The sequence below is a fragment of the Salmonella sp. NW722 genome (genome assembly GCF_051702785.1).
Lineage (GTDB): Bacteria > Pseudomonadota > Gammaproteobacteria > Enterobacterales > Enterobacteriaceae > Salmonella > Salmonella enterica.
The window spans coordinates 530,912-548,387 of sequence record NZ_JAMMIN010000001.1; the positions used below are offsets into that span (position 1 = coordinate 530,912).

Below are 17,476 nucleotides of genomic sequence, written 5' to 3' on the forward strand. Positions count from 1 at the left end.
TCAGATATCGCGCCCATAACAGGCAGAATGTCGAGAGTGGACAAAAATTGGACTGACCTCGCGGATAATTCCAACTTACCGCCGTCCAATGGCGACGAGGTCAGTGGCACGGGATAATATAGAGGTCAGGGATATAATATTTAGCGATCTGTGCCTACAAGCATGACGGGATACTTTTCGCTACAGACAATGAAGGCCCGTCTAAACGGGCCTTCATTAACGCGATTATGATTTGTGTTCAATCGCCTTTGGTTTACTTTCTATGGCAATTTTTTTCGGTTTCTCGCTTTCAGGGATCTCCTGGTAAATCTCGACCAACAAGAGGCCCTGTTCCAGTTTCGCATTATTCACCTTAGCATGTTCAGGCAAAGAAAAACTCAACTGGAAATCCGCCTTACGAATACCACGATAAATCCAGTGCGTCTGATCCTCTACCGTCTCTTCAGTGTGTTTACCCGTAATATTCAGGTTGCCGCCAACCGTTTCAATTTCAAGCTCTTCCTCTTTCCAGCCAGGAACGCTCACGGTAAGCAGATAGTTATTCGCATCGCGCTTTTGCAGATCGTAAGCTGGCGTTGCAGTGACTGGCGTATCTCCTGTTAATTGACTGAAAAGTCTATCAATACGGTTGAAACGGTCAGAGAAAAGAGAATCAGCAAACACGGGAAGTGCTGACAAGGTTCTGAGTGCCATCATTAACCTCCTGAATCACTATTCAAAAGTTCAACATCAAGGCAAGCATTGCTTGTCCACTGACTACATAGGGACGGAAAAAACATTTTCAAGTCTATAAAAGCCTTTTTTTAGTCACGAATTTAAGTGGTTAACGAAAAGTCTCATCCCGTTCATTGCCATTTCCGCTGTCCCTTCATCTTTACAATTTTTCTTCATCATCGCAATTGATAATGATTATCAATTGCATTAGTGTATACAGGTTGGTTATGGCAGTGACCAACGCCCTTCTCCATTATCAAACCCAGCGCCGCCTTCGGGCGGCCTTTTGGGAGGAAATATGGTCGCCAAAAATAAAATTCACGGTCGTCGTATTCGTCAGTCTCTGCAACAGTTACATCATCGTTGTCTTTTTCAGCAACTGGCGGTAAGCCCACCAGGAGCAAAATATGTTTCAGTCACCGCTGAAACAAAAAACTGGCTTATTCATCTTGTGACTTCAGAGGGTCGCTAGCACGCGGTAGTGACTGTCCATGTTGTCGCTAAAATTTTAATGAAATGAGATTTATACACCTACAATTTGCGCCCGGCTACTCCGGGCGCCATACCTGAAGATATGCCCCCCGTTGCCAACTGACTGGAATTTTAGCTATCGTCTCCGACGTAGAAAAATTCGATATCTTTATTAAACCATTTATCAATGTTGTGCCACATCAGACAACCGGTCAGAAAACTTGCGATCAATATCCCTCCTATAAGCCACTTTTTCACATATACTCCTGAATAACCCCTGTTGATGCCATTATCTGATCGATAATAAAAAGACCATCATTTGAAGAAATAGTTTCACTGACAGATACCGTATGAAACGAGACAGTGAACAGTACCGTTTTCTTCGATTTTTATGCCATAGTATTGAGCAGTGGTGACAATCATTTTCTATCGCACCATAATGATTTGCAGCCTATAGTTTATGATTTTAAGATTTGTCTACTCATCACATATGTCAGTGATGGATAAATTATAATACGCTTTTCTGGCGCACTTTTCGTCAGTAAACAGGAATACTACAGCATTCATCGTATTGATGCCGCTTTATCTCCCGTTCTTCAGGGAATTAACGACAATTTTATGCACAAAGGATACTAATGATGAAACGTAAATTGATCCCATTTACCCTCTTTCTCGCTGCGCTTAGCGCCAGTACCACCTCTATAGCAGCTTCGCAGGAGATTTCTAAATCTATATACACCTGTAATGATAACCAGGTTATGGAGGTAATTTACGTCAACACCGAGGCTGGAAACGCCTATGCGATTATCAGTCAGGTAAACGAGATGATCCCGATGCGGTTAATGAAAATGGCCTCCGGAGCAAATTACGAAGCCATAGACAAAAATTATACTTATAAACTTTATACCAAAGGCAAAACGGCTGAACTGGTGGAAGGTGATGATAAACCTGTTCTCAGTAACTGTTCCTTAGCTAACTAACCTTAAGAAATGCCTGAAGGCTCATCAGGCATTTCCACTTCAACCTTCCTGTAACGTAACGTTAAAGAATATGTGAATCACTACCATAGTATAATGGCTAATTAGTAACCACTTTTGAACATGGTTAATCCTATTTTTAAAGAAAAGTTCGAACTGTCTGAATTGTCGTTGTTGAGCGTTTAAATGTTTTGCTTTATTAAGTGACCCAGGTAGAATTCGCAGCGGCTGGTAACCATTCATATTCGCACTATTGAACGATCACCGGCCAACCGCGCCAGGGTCTTGCATACGCTCTGGCGCGGTTAAATCCCCAGGCCATAAACGAAATCACTGGTCTCTGCTATTTCTCGTATCTTTCACGTTAACCTGCATTATGCTTGCCCACCTAATGTAAAAAGACATTGCTCTGAACCATAGGGTGTGAATTTCATTTTATAAAAAATTGCGGTGCCGGGTGCCTCCCGGTGAACCATACCACAGTCAATATGGTTCGCGAGGAACATTAACTATTTGACTGGACGCCCCGCCGCAAAGGGGGATTCACCGCATAAGAAAAATCTACAACTCACAAGTAATAAAAGACAATAACATTTTTGTGCATTTTTTATAAATGACTATCTTGTCACGTAATAAATGAAATTATTCTGTAACAGGGTTGCGAGACAATACTTATTCAAAACTGAAGTGGTTAGTGGGAGTCGAACCCACATCATCAGCCTGACACTGAGGTAATAACATTATACGATAACCACATTGGACCGCCACCGAGGCCTCGAACCTCGCACCATCAACTTAGGAGGTTGATGCTCTATCCAGCTGAGCTAGTGGCGGCTGGGGACTTCTGCCAGGCGCAAAAAAGGTGCTCTCCTGGATAAAATACATACCTTGCTACTTTTCAGTAGTCGTTCAGCGGCAGGTACAATATGCGAAGGCGGTCACAAAATCTTGATGACATTGTGATTAATTCCAGGAAAATTTTTCAGAGTGAATCCTGTGAGATCTGGCGTTATTTACACCAGATTTTCCTTCCTGCTTATCACCTACCTGAGCAACCTTGATTGCTTACCACAATCACTTAACTATGCTTATGTTGGTGAGATGTTATGTACAGCGTCACTATGACGAAGAGAGTATGACGAAGAGAGAAAAGACAGGCAGGTACGTGTTACCAGTAAAGAAGCCCTGTTTTATTGACTGGCGGTGCGGAAGGCGAACCTTCCGCATAGCTTATGCTTTTCAGAAACGGTATCCAACCCCGACGTTGAAGCCGTTTATTTTTGTAGAGGAGATGTTGCTTCCTTCATACCCAACATCGACGACAATATTCTCCAGCGGATTCATCTGTACACCCGCGCCCCAGGCAAATCCCGTTTTCCTTGAGGAAATTTTGTTAGAAAAAGAATCGCCATCCTGAGTGGAATGTTCTTTAAATGTCGCCTTTACCGTGCCGACACCTGCCAGCGCGTATAACGAAAAATTGTCAGACAATCGATAGGCTGGCCCAACCATAAAAGAGCCGTACTTCACCTCAAACTTGTCATGGTAATGAATACCTTCAGGCTCAATAGACCCGGAAGCCTGGCTGTCTCCATATAAGTAACTTAGCGAGGAAATAAAACTTACCGGAGAGTCATCCTCATAACGGTATTTCACATTTATCCCTCGGATATTTTTGAAATCCTGAACTTTACTTTGTGCATACCCCACGGAAAAGGCGTTAGTATCGGCCTGTGCAACATTTACAACCAAAACGCTTGTAGTAATAACTAAAGTGGATAAAATAATATTTTTCATAACAACTCCTTAATACTACTTATTATTTACGGTGTGTTTAAACACCTGCAGTACCGATCCGGCATTCAGTTATCGCCACTATGCCGAATCGACAAAACCACGAATAATTCACCGCTATCGCTCCTGATGCGTTTACTTCCTGAAAGATATTTTTACTACCAAAGCGCTCTATCGCTCATTAAGGTAACCGGTTCTACAATGTCATCTAACTTTTATAGATTTGAATGCTAATTTTTCTCACGCATATATATTTAACAGAAACCATAAAGTGTTTAGCCACTATAGAACAACAAGTTCGCCATACAACTCTTTGATATTTAAAGAAAAAACATCACAACCACATTAAGAAACCTGACGCCGAACGGCTAAAACATGTCATTAAGCAAACTCGCCATATAACCAGAACATATCGCATTGTGCTTCACAGTCCTCACGTGACGCTCCAGCCGCAATACCGTATATGCCATCGCAGGCGCTGTAATCATATTCACGATGATGCTTAGCACGATTTATTCCCGCTCCGATTTAATCTTTTAATATGTCTATCAGTTACAACATTTCTTGTTATAAGAATAGAATCAACACCACAATTCCAACATAAATATCACCTGTGTTGAGAGAGAATTTACATTCCAGAAAAATAATAACGGACGCAAATATTGAACGCGCGATAAAAAAGTCTATTTCGCTATAAAACCCATTATTATTAAGAGTGGTTAACTCTTCGTTGAATAAAAAATGCCAATGACGTTCCATAATTCATTAGATGAACTTCACAAGTCATTACATATAACAGGAGGTGCTATGAAACATCATGCTTTTATGCTTTGGTCATTACTTATTTTTTCATTCCATGTTTTGGCCAGTTCAGGCCATTGTTCTGATTTACAACAGGCATCATGGGATATTTTTATCTACGATTTTGGTAGTAAAACCCCGCAACCACCTACAAATACCGATAAAAAGCAAGCCAGGCAGATTAGTTCACCATCCTGCCCGACGACAAAACCCATGATGTCCGCACCAACCAACGACGCCAGGAAAGGAAATACTTTCTCCAGAACATAATGTTATTTATCTACAATGGTGCCGAACGACTACTTTTAGCCATCCGGAAATCTTGATTGCCATCAAATATAGCTGGCATTATTTTTCCTGACGTGTATAGTGCGCCTCGTTATCCCCATTAAGGAATTTGTTTGTCTCGTAAAATGACAGGAATTGTCAAAACCTTTGATTGTAAGAACGGTAAAGGTCTCATCACCCCCTCCGATGGACGCAAAGATGTTCAGGTCCACATTTCAGCATGTCGCCAACACGAAACAGAAGCGCTTATCCCCGGTATACGCGTTGAGTTTTGTCGTATTAATGGCCTCCGCGGACCTACCGCCGCCAACGTTTATCTTTCATAATTCGTCACTCGGCATTTTTTCAGAAAAATTTAGCGAGCCCGTATACCTCCGCAGTCTGCTATGAGGCTTTGCCTGAAAGGCTGCAGAATATTTTCAGTGGCGAAAATCTAAAGGATTTATTTTGCTAATGACTCCTGTGACCTCTTTTATCATATATCGTGTGCCCCCCTTCTCACTTTGTTTAACGTGAAGAAATGTACAGCCGTTTTTCACTGTGATAGCATCTAATATTGCAAAAGTATTTAACACTATATACCCATCGTCACAGGAGTGGCTGGCTGCGCGCATTTAACCGAAGTATTTATGTGATTCTATCGGAATTATCTCTATTGCCGCTCAATGCTACGTCATATTCAGTGGGTATAAATCGCCAATATAGTTGTAACGCTATTTATTTTTATGGTAATAATTGAATGACTTTGTTTTCAGGAAAATCCACACTGGTTCTCTGCCTCTCCTCTATTTTATGTGGATGTACGACGAACGGCTTACCCGCACCTTATAGTATTAATTTGTCGTTCCCGGTCATTACACAAAACCAAATTAATTCCGGTGGTTATTACATAAATGACGCGGAACAAATTCGGACAACTGATGGTCTGTGCCTTGATACAGGTTCAGATCAACAGAATCGTTTGACGCTGCGGGAGTGTAAGCATGTGCAATCTCAGCTTTTCTCATTTCACCGAAACAGAATCACGCAGGGTGAGAAATGTCTGGATGCCGCAGGACAAGGTACAAAAGAAGGCACACCAATCATTCTTTATTCATGCACGGGTAATGATAACCAGCGCTGGCTCACTGATGATAACAAAATTAAGGGGAAACAGAGCCGAAAATGCCTGGGCACAAATAGCATTATTGTCAGAAAAGGCGACCCTGTTGTGTTGGCCGATTGCGATTTTAGTCGCGCCCTGGAATTTACCATCAGGTAGCAGGACATCGCTGTGAAGAGAGGGCCGCTAACCTCATGACACAACAACAGGTTAGCGACCTTTACTTCCACGTGCGGTCACGTCCGCAACGTCAGGATGACAAAACGGCGGCTAAACCTTGACACCAGTTATATACCCAGCTTAAATACTGGTCATCCAACCAGTAAAAAGGAAATGGCGATGTTCGTCGAACTCGTTTATGACAAGCGAAATGTTGAAGGTTTGCCAGGCGCACGCGAAATCATCCTCAATGAACTCACAAAACGCGTACATCAACTTTTTCCCGATGCGCAAGTGAAAGTTAAGCCAATGCAGGCGAACGCATTAAACAGTGACTGTACAAAAACCGAGAAAGAACGGCTGCACCGTATGCTGGAAGAGATGTTTGAAGAGGCTGATATGTGGCTGGTCGCCGAATAACGTCCCCTCCTGCGAAAGCGACATATCCGATCGAAAACAGCGCCCTGAGGCGCTGTCTGTGACGATATAACGCAAACGCCACCACTCAGAACATGTTGTTGTTGATATCTCAGACCGGTATGTGGAACCGACATTCATCGCTTCACTGGCCTGTCGGTATGAGTAGCCCTTATCAACAATCAGCTATGCGCATTCCAGCCTGAACTCTGAAAGTACGTTTGGTTTTTTTGTTTATTAAGAGCCTATCCCATTAGACTCTTTTATTCACCAAACTGGCTTTAACGATTACGCCTACTGGGATAGGTTCTAAACTTATCATCAATACGTAAAATACCTATTTACGAACAAAAAGTAACAGGTAAAAATCCGAAATAAAACCAGCATAACTAAAACTTACTGCAGATATGCACACGCATTATTACTATGTTTCCAGGATAGTCTCGACCAGTCAAGACTATCTATTTTATATAAAAAAGGGAAATACTTCACATGAATAAAATACATGTTACATATAAAAATCTCTTACTTCCGATTACCTTCATCGCGGCAACTCTAATTAGCGCCTGTGATAACGATAAAGATGCCATGGCGGAAGCTGAAAAAAATCAAGAGAAATACATGCAAGAAATCCAGCAAAAAGAGCACCAGCAATCAATGTTCTTTTACGACAAAGCCGAAATGCAAAAAGCTATAGCCAATATCAACGCAAAAGGTGGAGCCAATCTTGCGATTATTGAAGTCCGTTTCTTCAAGGGCGGGTATTCATTCATTCGACAGAGCGTTAACACCCCTGCTAAAGTAGAGATGTTTAAATTTAACAACGGCTACTGGGGGGGACCTTCGCCTGTCAACTTAACCATCTTTGGCACTATAACAGAGGAGCAAAAACAAGAAGCACTAAAAGAAGCTTTATTCAAATTCGACTCGATCAATTTCAGCATTATACCAGAGCGTATTCAGGAAACAATTAAACGCGCTAACGCCAGTGGCATCATTTCCGTTACGGAAGATAGCGATATCGTTGTACGAGCAGAGATAGCTCATAATGGCGAATTCGTCTATGACATTACCATCACTGCTAAAAATACAGGACGTGCGGTAATGACCTTAAATAAGGATGGTTCTATTGCCGGATATGAGACCAAAGAACCTTTCGACCCCAAAAAAGAAGCCGAAAAAGCACAGCAACTTGTTGAACAATCGAGAAAAGACATTGAAAGTCAGCGTAAAAAAGCAGCTGAAAAGATGAACGAAATACAGCAGGCATTTAAAAAATAGCAGGCGATACAAACATTGATAAAAATTATAGCGCGAAAGAACACGTGCCAGGTACTAAAGCACTGCCTGAAGACAGCGAATCGCCATTTCATTCTCTGACACTGTAATTTTTCGTACTCAAAATATTTATTTATTGAGCCTTTTGTGGATAAACAGGTGAAGTTATGTGACGCCAGGAACCTGGTCCAGCGGGCGTACTTGTTGGAGCCAGTGTGAAGCCGGGCAGCGCGCAGAAACCGGAGCGTACACGTTGTACGTGAGAATTTCGAGCACTGCCCGACCTAAAAATGGCGAATAAGATAGATATTTTAAAGAGGTAATATGAAGAATTTTTTCAAAATAATCACTGATTTCATCGCGAATATTTCCCTTGATCTATTTGCTATATTTTTATGCATGCTATTCGTATACAAAACAGGACCATCAATTGGTGTGATATCATTTTTTATTGCATTAATTATGTATATCATTCTTCATTTTATTTTTTACTCATTTCGTGAAAAAATCATAAAAAAAATATTCAAATAAGTATTTAAAATTACTGTTTTGAGCTACAAATTCAGCGCAATAAAACAGAGCAACTTAAAAACAAAAAATTAGGCGTAGCGAAGTGGTAGAGGACTGTCATGTACTGGACCGTGAGCTGGTCGGGAGAGCAATGTACGGGAAAGAGCGCAATACTGTCATTGATGGCAACAGATGATGAGCGATAAATGGAAAAATACAGGGTGTTGGTAAACCGTGTGGACACATCAAAACCTGACTGGCCTGACAGGCCTGTAAGCCAGCAATATAACGTTGTGAAAAATCAGGCTGGCGTTAATAAAACACACCAGCCTGAGGTAATATTCAGTTCAGGATGAGCTGATGAAACATAATAGCCTGATATACCCTCAATCCTGATATGGTTGATATAGTTTTCTGTAAAAAACTAACAACCACAAATATCACACCACCCCGGTGGCGTCACCTCACCTGCTGGATAATGGTCACACCAGCCTGGGCGAATAAATGCTTCGGGGCCTGACGGCCAGCCACGGGAGGCGTGTTTTGTATTATCTGGTGGGGGTTTTGAATCACTGGCAGCCATCGCCGATGCCGAAAAGGCTGTAGCCGACAACACCAGAAGCAATGGGAAAAATACACGATGTCTCATAATATCACCCGTAAATATTAAGATTATCCTTGCTGTTAACTTCCCTCATTTTCAGCATAACTCATGCTTCATCATCATTGAATAAACAATTAAGTTTGTTGAACGAAAATTTACTTAAAGAAAAAATAATAAGCCTTAATATTTTTTGCAGTATTTCAATTTATAGCAGAATAAATGTATGTAGATGGCGTAAAAACCTGATGAGCAGGAATATCAATAGCCAGTAAATCACTCCTGTGGTAATACAGGACACCTGATGACTGTGAAGGTCGCTTCATCTGAAGCGCCGGTGAAGTCCAGCGATTTAAGTGAAAAGTAGCCAGCAGGCGCTTCTGCTGGTCCATATTCCTCTATTTTTCAGACCATACTGAAGTGCCACACAGGTATCTGCCAGAACGGTCTTGAGATAATAAATACAAAAGCAGTTACTGCCTACCTCAAGAAGTATGCGCTCATGATCATTTAAAGCTCTTTTAAAGAGCCTGATAATAAGCTTGTCAATATAATATTATGCAGTCTCTATTAAGCGCCTGGTTTATTTGTTTTGCATAATCATATAGTTGACTTTTCGAGTAAGAATTTTCTTGCAAAGACAAATAAACGTGTTTTATATCTCTAAATAAGCACACATCACCATGGATATGAGCCTCTATATAATTCCCTTCATAGCCTTTACCATAATTAGAATGAGCTAAAAATTTTTCGCCCTTAGCCATTTTAACCAAACTCTTAAAGCAATTATAACCAAAAAAATCATTTTGACAGGATGCAATCAGGTTCTCCATATGGCAAAATGTAGATAATTTACTCGTATCCAGGCCAAATCTGTGGCCGTAGATATCAAAAGGTGAGAATGTACAATTTGTTTTTACATTATCATTTAATTCAAAAAATGATTTCCCATAGGCGCTGGCACCTCCGTTTTCACCGTTCAGAAAGTCCAGTGCAGCATAAATTGGTCTGCTTGTAGGGCTAAAAGTTTTACTGTTGGGAGTATATGCTACGGAAAAACCGCCTGTCTGACCATATGGGGCATAAGGTGAATCGGCAAGCTTCTCCAGTTCAAATGCTTTAGTTTCAACTGAATCACGCCCGACATTATAAGCAGGTAAATCTCCCGGTCTGCAACCTAATGCATAAGAGTTCAGATATTCTTTATTTTTTAAGAGAGAGACAAAGTCAATTTTTGCTGCATTAAAATTTATTGTCAGCCGGGCATTTTGTAAAATATCCACCATCTTATTTAGTAAGAGAGCGCAATCTATTTCGGCACCACACTCACGGCTTATCCGCCTGAGCGCTTTTTCTCTTATTATGTCAGCGTCGCGCTGACACCTGGAATGAATATGCGCAATTACTTGTTTTCCAAAAAGGCGACCATACACCTTTTTACGCTCTTCATTGCTGAGACCGCAAAACACTTCGTCAAAAGAAAGCCTGTACGCTGCGCTTACAGAACCTCTCGCCGCTCTGCTTTCTGGAAATGGCGGAACATCTTCAACAAAATTTTTAATTTGCTGAATGTCTGAAGACAGAGGAGTACGTCCGACATTTTTTTCCTTATCTGTTTCCAGATATTCCGGAACCTTCACACTTCCACTATGGCAGATAGGTTTGAGCATATGTCTCCTGAATTTTTATGACTAATATAGCATTCACTTTCGCTGACGCTGACGTATTCTTTATCAGGCTGATATTTCAACACCTCTTAACAGCCTTGTAGAAGTGCAAATAAAGACACTAATAATTTCATAAAATGCTTAATCTACCCACTATTGCAGGCAATAAATCTTCACCTTTTATTGAAATAATCCCCTGATAATAACAACAAATCTGATAAGGCACTTTCAAAAAATAGCCAAACCACACATCATAAAGAAAACCACTACAATCAAAATCGGTAACTATCAGCTTTCAGGGGGGCTCAGGTTATCATGACGATCGGCGTAAAGGATGGATTACTATTGCGGTCAGAATTGAGGGAGTTTTGATAAAATTTTGATAACCGTTCGAATGCTAATAATAAAGACGGGGACGTTAAGTCCCCGTTTTTGTTTTTAACAATTATCGATATTACATATTCGCGATAATCGCGTCGCCAAACTCACTACATTTCAGCAGCTTAGCGCCTTCCATCAGGCGTTCAAAGTCATAGGTCACGGTCTTCGCGGCAATCGCGCCTTCCATACCTTTAACAATCAGATCCGCCGCTTCGAACCACTGCATGTGGCGCAGCATCATCTCCGCAGACAGAATAATGGAGCCTGGGTTGACTTTATCCTGGCCCGCATATTTCGGCGCAGTCCCGTGAGTCGCTTCAAACAACGCGCATTCGTCGCCGATATTCGCACCCGGTGCAATACCGATACCGCCAACCTGAGCCGCCAGGGCATCGGAAATATAGTCACCGTTCAGGTTCATACAGGCGATAACGTCGTATTCCGCCGGACGCAACAGGATCTGTTGCAGGAACGCATCGGCGATAACGTCTTTAACCACGATCTCTTTACCCGTGTTCGGGTTCTTAATTTTCAGCCACGGACCGCCGTCAATAAGCTCACCGCCGAACTCGTCGCGCGCCAACTGGTAGCCCCAGTCTTTAAACGCGCCTTCGGTGAACTTCATGATATTGCCTTTATGTACCAGCGTAACGGAATCGCGATCGTTGGTAATAGCGTATTCAATCGCCGCGCGAACCAGACGTTTAGTGCCTTCTTCAGAACACGGTTTGATACCGATACCGCAGTGCTCCGGGAAGCGAATTTTCTTCACGCCCATCTCTTCGCGCAGGAACTTGATCACTTTCTCAGCGTCTGCAGAGTCAGCTTTCCATTCAATTCCGGCGTAGATGTCTTCAGAGTTTTCACGGAAGATGACCATATCGGTCAGCTCCGGATGTTTCACCGGACTTGGCGTGCCCTGATAGTAACGAACGGGACGCAGACAAACGTACAGGTCAAGCTCCTGACGCAGGGCAACGTTCAGAGAGCGGATACCGCCGCCAACCGGCGTGGTCAACGGACCTTTAATCGCTACGCGGTAATCACGAATTAAATCAAGGGTTTCAGCGGGAAGCCAGACATCCTGGCCGTAAACCTGTGTGGATTTTTCTCCGGTGTAAATTTCCATCCAGGAAATTTTACGCTCGCCTTTATAGGCTTTCTCGACGGCGGCATCGACCACTTTAAGCATGGCTGGAGTGACATCAACACCGATACCATCGCCTTCAATAAACGGGATAATCGGATTCTCAGGAACGTTGAGTTTGCCGTTTTGCAGGGTGATCTTCTTACCTTCCACCGGAACAACTACTTTGCTTTCCATTCACCTCTCCTTCGAGCGCTTCTGGTTTGCTCGTCTGTCATCGCGCTGCATGTGCAATGGCGTCCTGCTGCACGACTGCGTTAGAGCAATTTTTTGTTAATGTTTTGTAATGAGCATGTCAATACTACCCTATTGTTTGCCGCCATGAAAGACACTCATTATTGCGCTATAATGCGGCAATTAATAAGTTCTGAAAACACCATGCAAAAAACTTCTTTTAGAAATCACTACGTTAAGCGATTCAGCTCACGACAAGCATCTAAATCACGGAAAGAAAACCAGCCAAAACGCGTGGTTTTGTTCAATAAACCTTACGATGTGTTGCCGCAGTTCACGGATGAAGCAGGTCGCCGCACGTTAAAAGATTTTATTCCTGTGCAAGGCGTTTATGCCGCAGGCCGCCTGGACCGCGACAGCGAAGGGCTTTTGGTGCTGACTAATGACGGCGCGCTGCAGGCGCGCCTCACGCAACCGGGCAAACGCACCGGCAAGATTTACTATGTTCAGGTAGAAGGCATCCCGGATAATGCAGCGCTGCAGGCGCTTCGTACTGGCGTCACGCTCAACGATGGCCCTACCCTGCCCGCCGGTATTGAGATTGTCGCGGAGCCTGACTGGCTGTGGCCGCGCACCCCGCCGATTCGCGAACGGAAGAATATTCCCACCAGTTGGCTAAAAGTCACCTTATATGAAGGCCGCAACCGCCAGGTAAGACGCATGACAGCGCATGTCGGTCATCCCACTCTACGATTAATTCGTTACAGCATGGGCGACTACACGCTCAACGGCCTCGATAATGGACAGTGGCGCGAGATCGCACAGGAGAAAGACAGATGAAACGGCTTCTCATTGCTTTTGCTTTATTAACACCGTTATCCGTTAATGCGGCCAGCTTCGACTGCCAGAAAGCGCAGGCTGCGGATGAAAAGGCTATCTGCGCGCACCTGACGCTGAATGATAAAGACGTGGAAATGCACACCAAATATCAGTTTCTGAAAGGGTTGTTCGCGATGGGCAGTCGCGGCGCGCTGCAGGACGCCCAGCAGAGCTGGCTTAAACAGCGTCAGCAGTGCAAGGCCGACGTCACCTGCCTGACAAAAGCTTATAACGAGCGTCTGAAACAGCTTGACGCGATCTATGACCACATTGATAAACCGCTTTAATAAGGATGCCTATGTTCAAGCCGCACGTGACCGTTGCCTGCATCGTACATGCCGAAGATAAATTTCTGGTGGTGGAAGAGACCATCAACGGTAAATCGTTATGGAATCAACCTGCCGGACACCTGGAGGCAGATGAAACGCTGGCGCAGGCCGCCGCGCGAGAACTGTGGGAAGAGACTGGCATCACGGCGCAACCACAGTATTTTATCCGTATGCATCAGTGGATTGCGCCGGATAAAACCCCGTTCCTGCGCTTTTTATTCGCTATCAAGCTTGATCATATTTGCGCGACCAACCCCCATGACAATGACATCGATTGCTGCCATTGGGTGAGCGCCGACGAGATTCTGAACGCGCCTAATTTACGTTCTCCGCTGGTGGCTGAAAGCATTCGCAGTTATCAAACGGGACAATGTTACCCCTTATCTATAGTGGGCGAATTTAACTGGCCGTTTACAGAGGGTGTCAAGTAAAGGGCTGCGTGGTAGAATACGCCGCCTTGAAGTTCAATGTCGCGAGTATTCCAATGTCAGAAAGCCCAAAAAAAGTGATCGTCGGCATGTCCGGCGGTGTCGATTCCTCCGTTTCCGCCTGGCTGTTGCAACAACAGGGTTATCAGGTAGAAGGCCTGTTCATGAAGAACTGGGAAGAGGACGATGGTGAGGAATACTGTACCGCAGCAGCCGATCTGGCTGACGCGCAGGCCGTGTGCGACAAGCTTGGCATTGAACTGCATACCGTTAATTTTGCCGCAGAATATTGGGATAACGTCTTTGAACTGTTCCTTGAAGAGTACAAAGCAGGCCGTACGCCGAACCCGGATATTCTGTGCAATAAAGAGATCAAATTTAAAGCCTTCCTTGAATTTGCCGCAGAAGATTTAGGCGCCGACTATATCGCCACCGGTCACTACGTTCGCCGCGCGGATGTAAACGGCAAAAGCCGGTTGTTGCGCGGGCTCGACGGCAACAAAGATCAGAGCTACTTCCTCTACACGCTTGGCCATGAGCAGATTGCGCAAAGTCTGTTCCCGGTTGGCGAGCTGGAAAAACCGCAGGTGCGTAAAATCGCCGAAGATCTGGGGCTGGTAACCGCAAAGAAAAAAGATTCTACCGGTATCTGCTTTATCGGCGAGCGCAAATTCCGCGACTTTTTAGGGCGCTATCTGCCTGCGCAGCCGGGGAAAATCATTACCGTTGACGGCGATGAAATCGGCGAGCATCAGGGTCTGATGTATCATACGCTCGGTCAGCGTAAAGGGCTGGGAATCGGCGGCACCAAAGACGGTAGCGAAGACCCCTGGTATGTGGTGGATAAAGACGTTGAAAACAATGTGTTAATTGTCGCCCAGGGGCATGAGCACCCACGCCTGATGTCGGTAGGCCTCATCGCCCAGCAGCTACATTGGGTCGATCGCGAACCGTTCACCGGCACCCTGCGCTGTACGGTAAAAACCCGCTACCGCCAGACCGATATTCCGTGCACGATTAACGCGCTGGATGACGATCGTATCGAGGTCATTTTTGACGAGCCGGTTGCCGCCGTTACGCCGGGCCAGTCCGCTGTCTTTTACAGCGGCGAAGTCTGCCTGGGCGGCGGCATTATCGAGCAGCGACTGCCGCTGACGGTCTGATTATTCAATACACAACACCATTCAAGTCGCCTCAAAGCGGCTTAAAAGATGAAGTGTATTTTATTTGATACAAGGAAGCAGTGATTGTGGCAAAGAATTATTATGACATCACCCTCGCGCTCTCTGGCATTTGCCAGTCGGCACGCCTGGTGCAACAACTGGCGCACCAGGGACACTGTGATGCCGACGCGTTGCACGTTTCACTCAACAGTGTCATTGATATGAATCCCAGTTCTACTCTGGGCGTGTTCGGCGGCAGCGAAGCTAACCTGCGTCTTGGTCTGGAAACACTGCTCGGCGTGCTGAATGCCAGCAGCCGACAAGGACTTAACGCCGAACTGACGCGTTATACGCTTAGCCTGATGGTGCTGGAGCGCAAGCTGTCATCCGCCAAAGGCGCATTGAATACGTTAGGCGATCGCATTAACGGCCTGCAGCGCCAGCTTGATCATTTTGATTTACAGTCAGACACGTTAATGAGCGCCATGGCGGGCATCTACGTGGATGTGATTAGCCCATTGGGCCCGCGCATTCAGGTGACGGGCTCCCCGGCCGTTCTGCAAAGTCCGCAGGTGCAGGCCAAAGTCCGCGCCTCGCTACTGGCAGGCATCCGTGCAGCCGTGCTCTGGCATCAGGTAGGCGGTGGTCGCCTACAACTTATGTTTTCTCGTCATCGCCTGACGACTCAGGCAAAACAAATTCTTGCTCATTTAACCCCGGAGTTATGATCTATGGAATTATCCTCACTGACCGCCGTTTCCCCTGTCGATGGACGCTACGGCGATAAAGTCAGCGCGCTGCGCGGAATTTTTAGCGAATACGGTTTGCTGAAATTTCGTGTACAAGTCGAAGTACGTTGGCTGCAGAAATTAGCCGCGCACGCAGCGATCAAGGAAGTTCCTGCTTTTGCTGCCGACGCAAACGGTTACCTGGATACGCTTGTGGCAAACTTCAATGAAGAAGATGCCGCGCGCATTAAAACCATTGAGCGCACCACGAATCACGATGTGAAAGCGGTTGAGTATTTTCTGAAAGAAAAAGTCGCCGCGATCCCGGCGCTACATGACGTTTCCGAATTTATCCACTTTGCCTGCACTTCTGAGGACATTAACAACCTGTCGCACGCGTTAATGCTCAAAGCCGCGCGCGATGAAGTGATCCTGCCTTACTGGCGTCAGGTGATTAACGCGGTTAAAGATCTCGCCACGCAGTATCGCGACATTCCTCTGCTCTCCCGCACCCACGGCCAGCCGGCAACGCCTTCCACTCTGGGTAAAGAGATGGCGAACGTGGCGTATCGTATGGAGCGTCAGTTCCGCCAGCTCAACCAGGTGGAGATCCTCGGTAAAATCAACGGCGCCGTAGGCAACTATAACGCGCATATCGCCGCCTATCCGGAAGTTGACTGGCATCAGTTCAGCGAAGAGTTCGTCACCTCGCTGGGCATCCAGTGGAACCCTTACACCACCCAGATTGAACCGCATGATTATATTGCGGAACTGTTTGACTGTATCGCGCGCTTTAACACCATCCTGATCGATTTCGATCGCGATGTCTGGGGCTATATTGCGTTGAACCATTTCAAACAGAAAACCATCGCCGGGGAGATCGGTTCTTCTACCATGCCGCATAAAGTTAACCCCATTGACTTTGAAAACTCAGAAGGCAACCTCGGTCTGTCTAATGCAGTATTGCACCATCTGGCAAACAAACTGCCGGTTTCCCGCTGGCAGCGCGATCTGACCGACTCAACCGTCCTGCGTAACCTGGGTGTCGGCATCGGCTATGCGCTTATCGCTTATCAGTCCACCCTGAAGGGCGTCAGCAAGCTGGAAGTAAACCGCGATCATCTGCTTGACGAACTGGATCACAACTGGGAAGTATTAGCCGAGCCGATCCAGACCGTCATGCGCCGCTATGGTATTGAAAAACCATATGAAAAACTGAAAGAGTTGACCCGTGGCAAGCGTGTCGATGCCGAAGGAATGAAACAGTTTATTGATAGTCTGGCCCTGCCGGAAGCAGAAAAAACGCGCCTTAAAGCCATGACGCCGGCAAATTATATCGGTCGCGCGGTGACTCTGGTCGACGAACTTAAATAATGCCTGCCTCACCCTCTTTTCTTCAGAAAGAGGGTGACTATTTGTCTGGTTTATTAACTGTTTATCCCCAAAGCACCATAATCAACGCTAGACT

At 45.1% G+C, this 17,476-nt stretch carries 18 protein-coding genes, 1 tRNA gene and 2 pseudogenes; 15 read left to right on the top strand and 6 right to left on the bottom strand.

The window, feature by feature from the left end; all coding sequences use genetic code 11:
• Window positions 1–225 precede the first annotated feature (225 nt).
• Together NA330_RS02660 and NA330_RS02665 are read right to left on the bottom strand one after the other, a co-directional pair.
• On the bottom strand, window positions 226–693 hold the full coding sequence (locus NA330_RS02660) for an Hsp20 family protein (protein WP_001218120.1): 468 nt from the start codon (window positions 691–693) through the stop codon (window positions 226–228).
• A 197-nt stretch (window positions 694–890) separates the two neighbouring features.
• Entirely contained in the window at window positions 891–1,118 is a 228-nt protein-coding gene (locus NA330_RS02665; protein WP_077684031.1) for a hypothetical protein, read from the bottom strand.
• A 702-nt stretch (window positions 1,119–1,820) separates the two neighbouring features.
• On the opposite strand from NA330_RS02665, the gene NA330_RS02670 reads away from it, so the two are divergent.
• Window positions 1,821–2,165 carry a c-type lysozyme inhibitor gene (locus NA330_RS02670; protein WP_000977725.1) on the top strand — a complete coding sequence of 115 codons (345 nt, stop codon included), beginning with the start codon at window positions 1,821–1,823 and terminating at the stop codon, window positions 2,163–2,165.
• A 754-nt stretch (window positions 2,166–2,919) separates the two neighbouring features.
• On the opposite strand, the gene NA330_RS02675 is transcribed toward NA330_RS02670, so the two are convergent.
• Both NA330_RS02675 and pagC read right to left on the bottom strand, forming a co-directional pair.
• A tRNA-Arg gene (locus NA330_RS02675) sits at window positions 2,920–2,996 on the bottom strand.
• A 405-nt stretch (window positions 2,997–3,401) separates the two neighbouring features.
• The gene (gene pagC / locus NA330_RS02680; RefSeq protein ID WP_023242570.1) at window positions 3,402–3,959 is read right to left on the bottom strand and encodes a virulence membrane protein PagC; all 558 of its coding nucleotides are present in this window, start codon (window positions 3,957–3,959) and stop codon (window positions 3,402–3,404) included.
• Window positions 3,960–4,763: 804 nt separating this feature from the next.
• Here pagC and pagD point away from each other — a divergent pair.
• From pagD to NA330_RS02720, 8 genes and pseudogenes are all read left to right on the top strand, one after another.
• Window positions 4,764–5,027 (top strand): virulence protein PagD, encoded by a 264-nt coding sequence (gene pagD / locus NA330_RS02685; protein ID WP_024149275.1) that lies wholly within the window; start codon window positions 4,764–4,766, stop codon window positions 5,025–5,027.
• 131 nt (window positions 5,028–5,158) lie between these two features.
• The gene (gene cspF / locus NA330_RS02690) at window positions 5,159–5,371 is read left to right on the top strand and encodes a cold shock-like protein CspF (RefSeq protein WP_023242571.1); all 213 of its coding nucleotides are present in this window, start codon (window positions 5,159–5,161) and stop codon (window positions 5,369–5,371) included.
• 413 nt (window positions 5,372–5,784) lie between these two features.
• Window positions 5,785–6,306, top strand: a complete 522-nt coding sequence (locus tag NA330_RS02695; RefSeq protein ID WP_023242572.1) for a ricin-type beta-trefoil lectin domain protein — start codon at window positions 5,785–5,787, stop codon at window positions 6,304–6,306.
• A gap of 180 nt (window positions 6,307–6,486) precedes the next feature.
• Window positions 6,487–6,726, top strand: a complete 240-nt coding sequence (gene msgA, locus NA330_RS02700) for a virulence protein MsgA (protein WP_000497451.1) — start codon at window positions 6,487–6,489, stop codon at window positions 6,724–6,726.
• 489 nt (window positions 6,727–7,215) lie between these two features.
• Window positions 7,216–8,004, top strand: a complete 789-nt coding sequence (gene envF / locus NA330_RS02705) for a putative envelope lipoprotein EnvF (protein WP_023182056.1) — start codon at window positions 7,216–7,218, stop codon at window positions 8,002–8,004.
• 321 nt (window positions 8,005–8,325) lie between these two features.
• Window positions 8,326–8,532 (top strand): hypothetical protein, encoded by a 207-nt coding sequence (locus tag NA330_RS02710; RefSeq protein ID WP_023182055.1) that lies wholly within the window; start codon window positions 8,326–8,328, stop codon window positions 8,530–8,532.
• 188 nt (window positions 8,533–8,720) lie between these two features.
• Window positions 8,721–8,792: pseudogene (locus NA330_RS02715) on the top strand (tail fiber assembly protein); the annotation flags it as partial.
• A 397-nt stretch (window positions 8,793–9,189) separates the two neighbouring features.
• A pseudogene (locus tag NA330_RS02720) lies at window positions 9,190–9,372 on the top strand (hypothetical protein); the annotation flags it as partial.
• A 285-nt stretch (window positions 9,373–9,657) separates the two neighbouring features.
• Here the strand turns inward: NA330_RS02720 and sopF are convergent.
• Together sopF and icd are read right to left on the bottom strand one after the other, a co-directional pair.
• Entirely contained in the window at window positions 9,658–10,782 is a 1,125-nt protein-coding gene (sopF, locus tag NA330_RS02725; RefSeq protein WP_023242107.1) for a type III secretion system effector SopF, read from the bottom strand.
• Window positions 10,783–11,233: 451 nt separating this feature from the next.
• Window positions 11,234–12,484 carry an NADP-dependent isocitrate dehydrogenase gene (icd, locus tag NA330_RS02730; protein WP_000444508.1) on the bottom strand — a complete coding sequence of 417 codons (1,251 nt, stop codon included), beginning with the start codon at window positions 12,482–12,484 and terminating at the stop codon, window positions 11,234–11,236.
• Between the two features lie 171 nt (window positions 12,485–12,655).
• Between icd and rluE the strand changes: the two genes are divergently transcribed.
• The 6 genes from rluE to purB all read left to right on the top strand — a co-directional run bounded on the left by rluE (window position 12,656) and on the right by purB (window position 17,382).
• On the top strand, window positions 12,656–13,321 hold the full coding sequence (gene rluE / locus NA330_RS02735) for a 23S rRNA pseudouridine(2457) synthase RluE (RefSeq protein ID WP_001249412.1): 666 nt from the start codon (window positions 12,656–12,658) through the stop codon (window positions 13,319–13,321).
• Window positions 13,318–13,647, top strand: a complete 330-nt coding sequence (locus NA330_RS02740) for a lysozyme inhibitor LprI family protein (protein WP_000825956.1) — start codon at window positions 13,318–13,320, stop codon at window positions 13,645–13,647. The genes rluE and NA330_RS02740 overlap by 4 nt, the downstream gene beginning before the upstream one ends.
• Before the next feature lie 11 nt (window positions 13,648–13,658).
• Window positions 13,659–14,120, top strand: a complete 462-nt coding sequence (locus NA330_RS02745) for an NUDIX hydrolase (protein ID WP_000476071.1) — start codon at window positions 13,659–13,661, stop codon at window positions 14,118–14,120.
• A gap of 53 nt (window positions 14,121–14,173) precedes the next feature.
• Window positions 14,174–15,280 (top strand): tRNA 2-thiouridine(34) synthase MnmA, encoded by a 1,107-nt coding sequence (mnmA, locus tag NA330_RS02750; RefSeq protein ID WP_000004540.1) that lies wholly within the window; start codon window positions 14,174–14,176, stop codon window positions 15,278–15,280.
• Window positions 15,281–15,366: 86 nt separating this feature from the next.
• Complete coding sequence (gene hflD, locus NA330_RS02755) at window positions 15,367–16,008, top strand: high frequency lysogenization protein HflD (RefSeq protein WP_001519653.1); 642 nt, start codon at window positions 15,367–15,369, stop codon at window positions 16,006–16,008.
• Window positions 16,009–16,011: 3 nt separating this feature from the next.
• The gene (gene purB, locus NA330_RS02760) at window positions 16,012–17,382 is read left to right on the top strand and encodes an adenylosuccinate lyase (protein ID WP_000423758.1); all 1,371 of its coding nucleotides are present in this window, start codon (window positions 16,012–16,014) and stop codon (window positions 17,380–17,382) included.
• The last annotated feature ends 94 nt before the right edge of the window (window positions 17,383–17,476 follow it).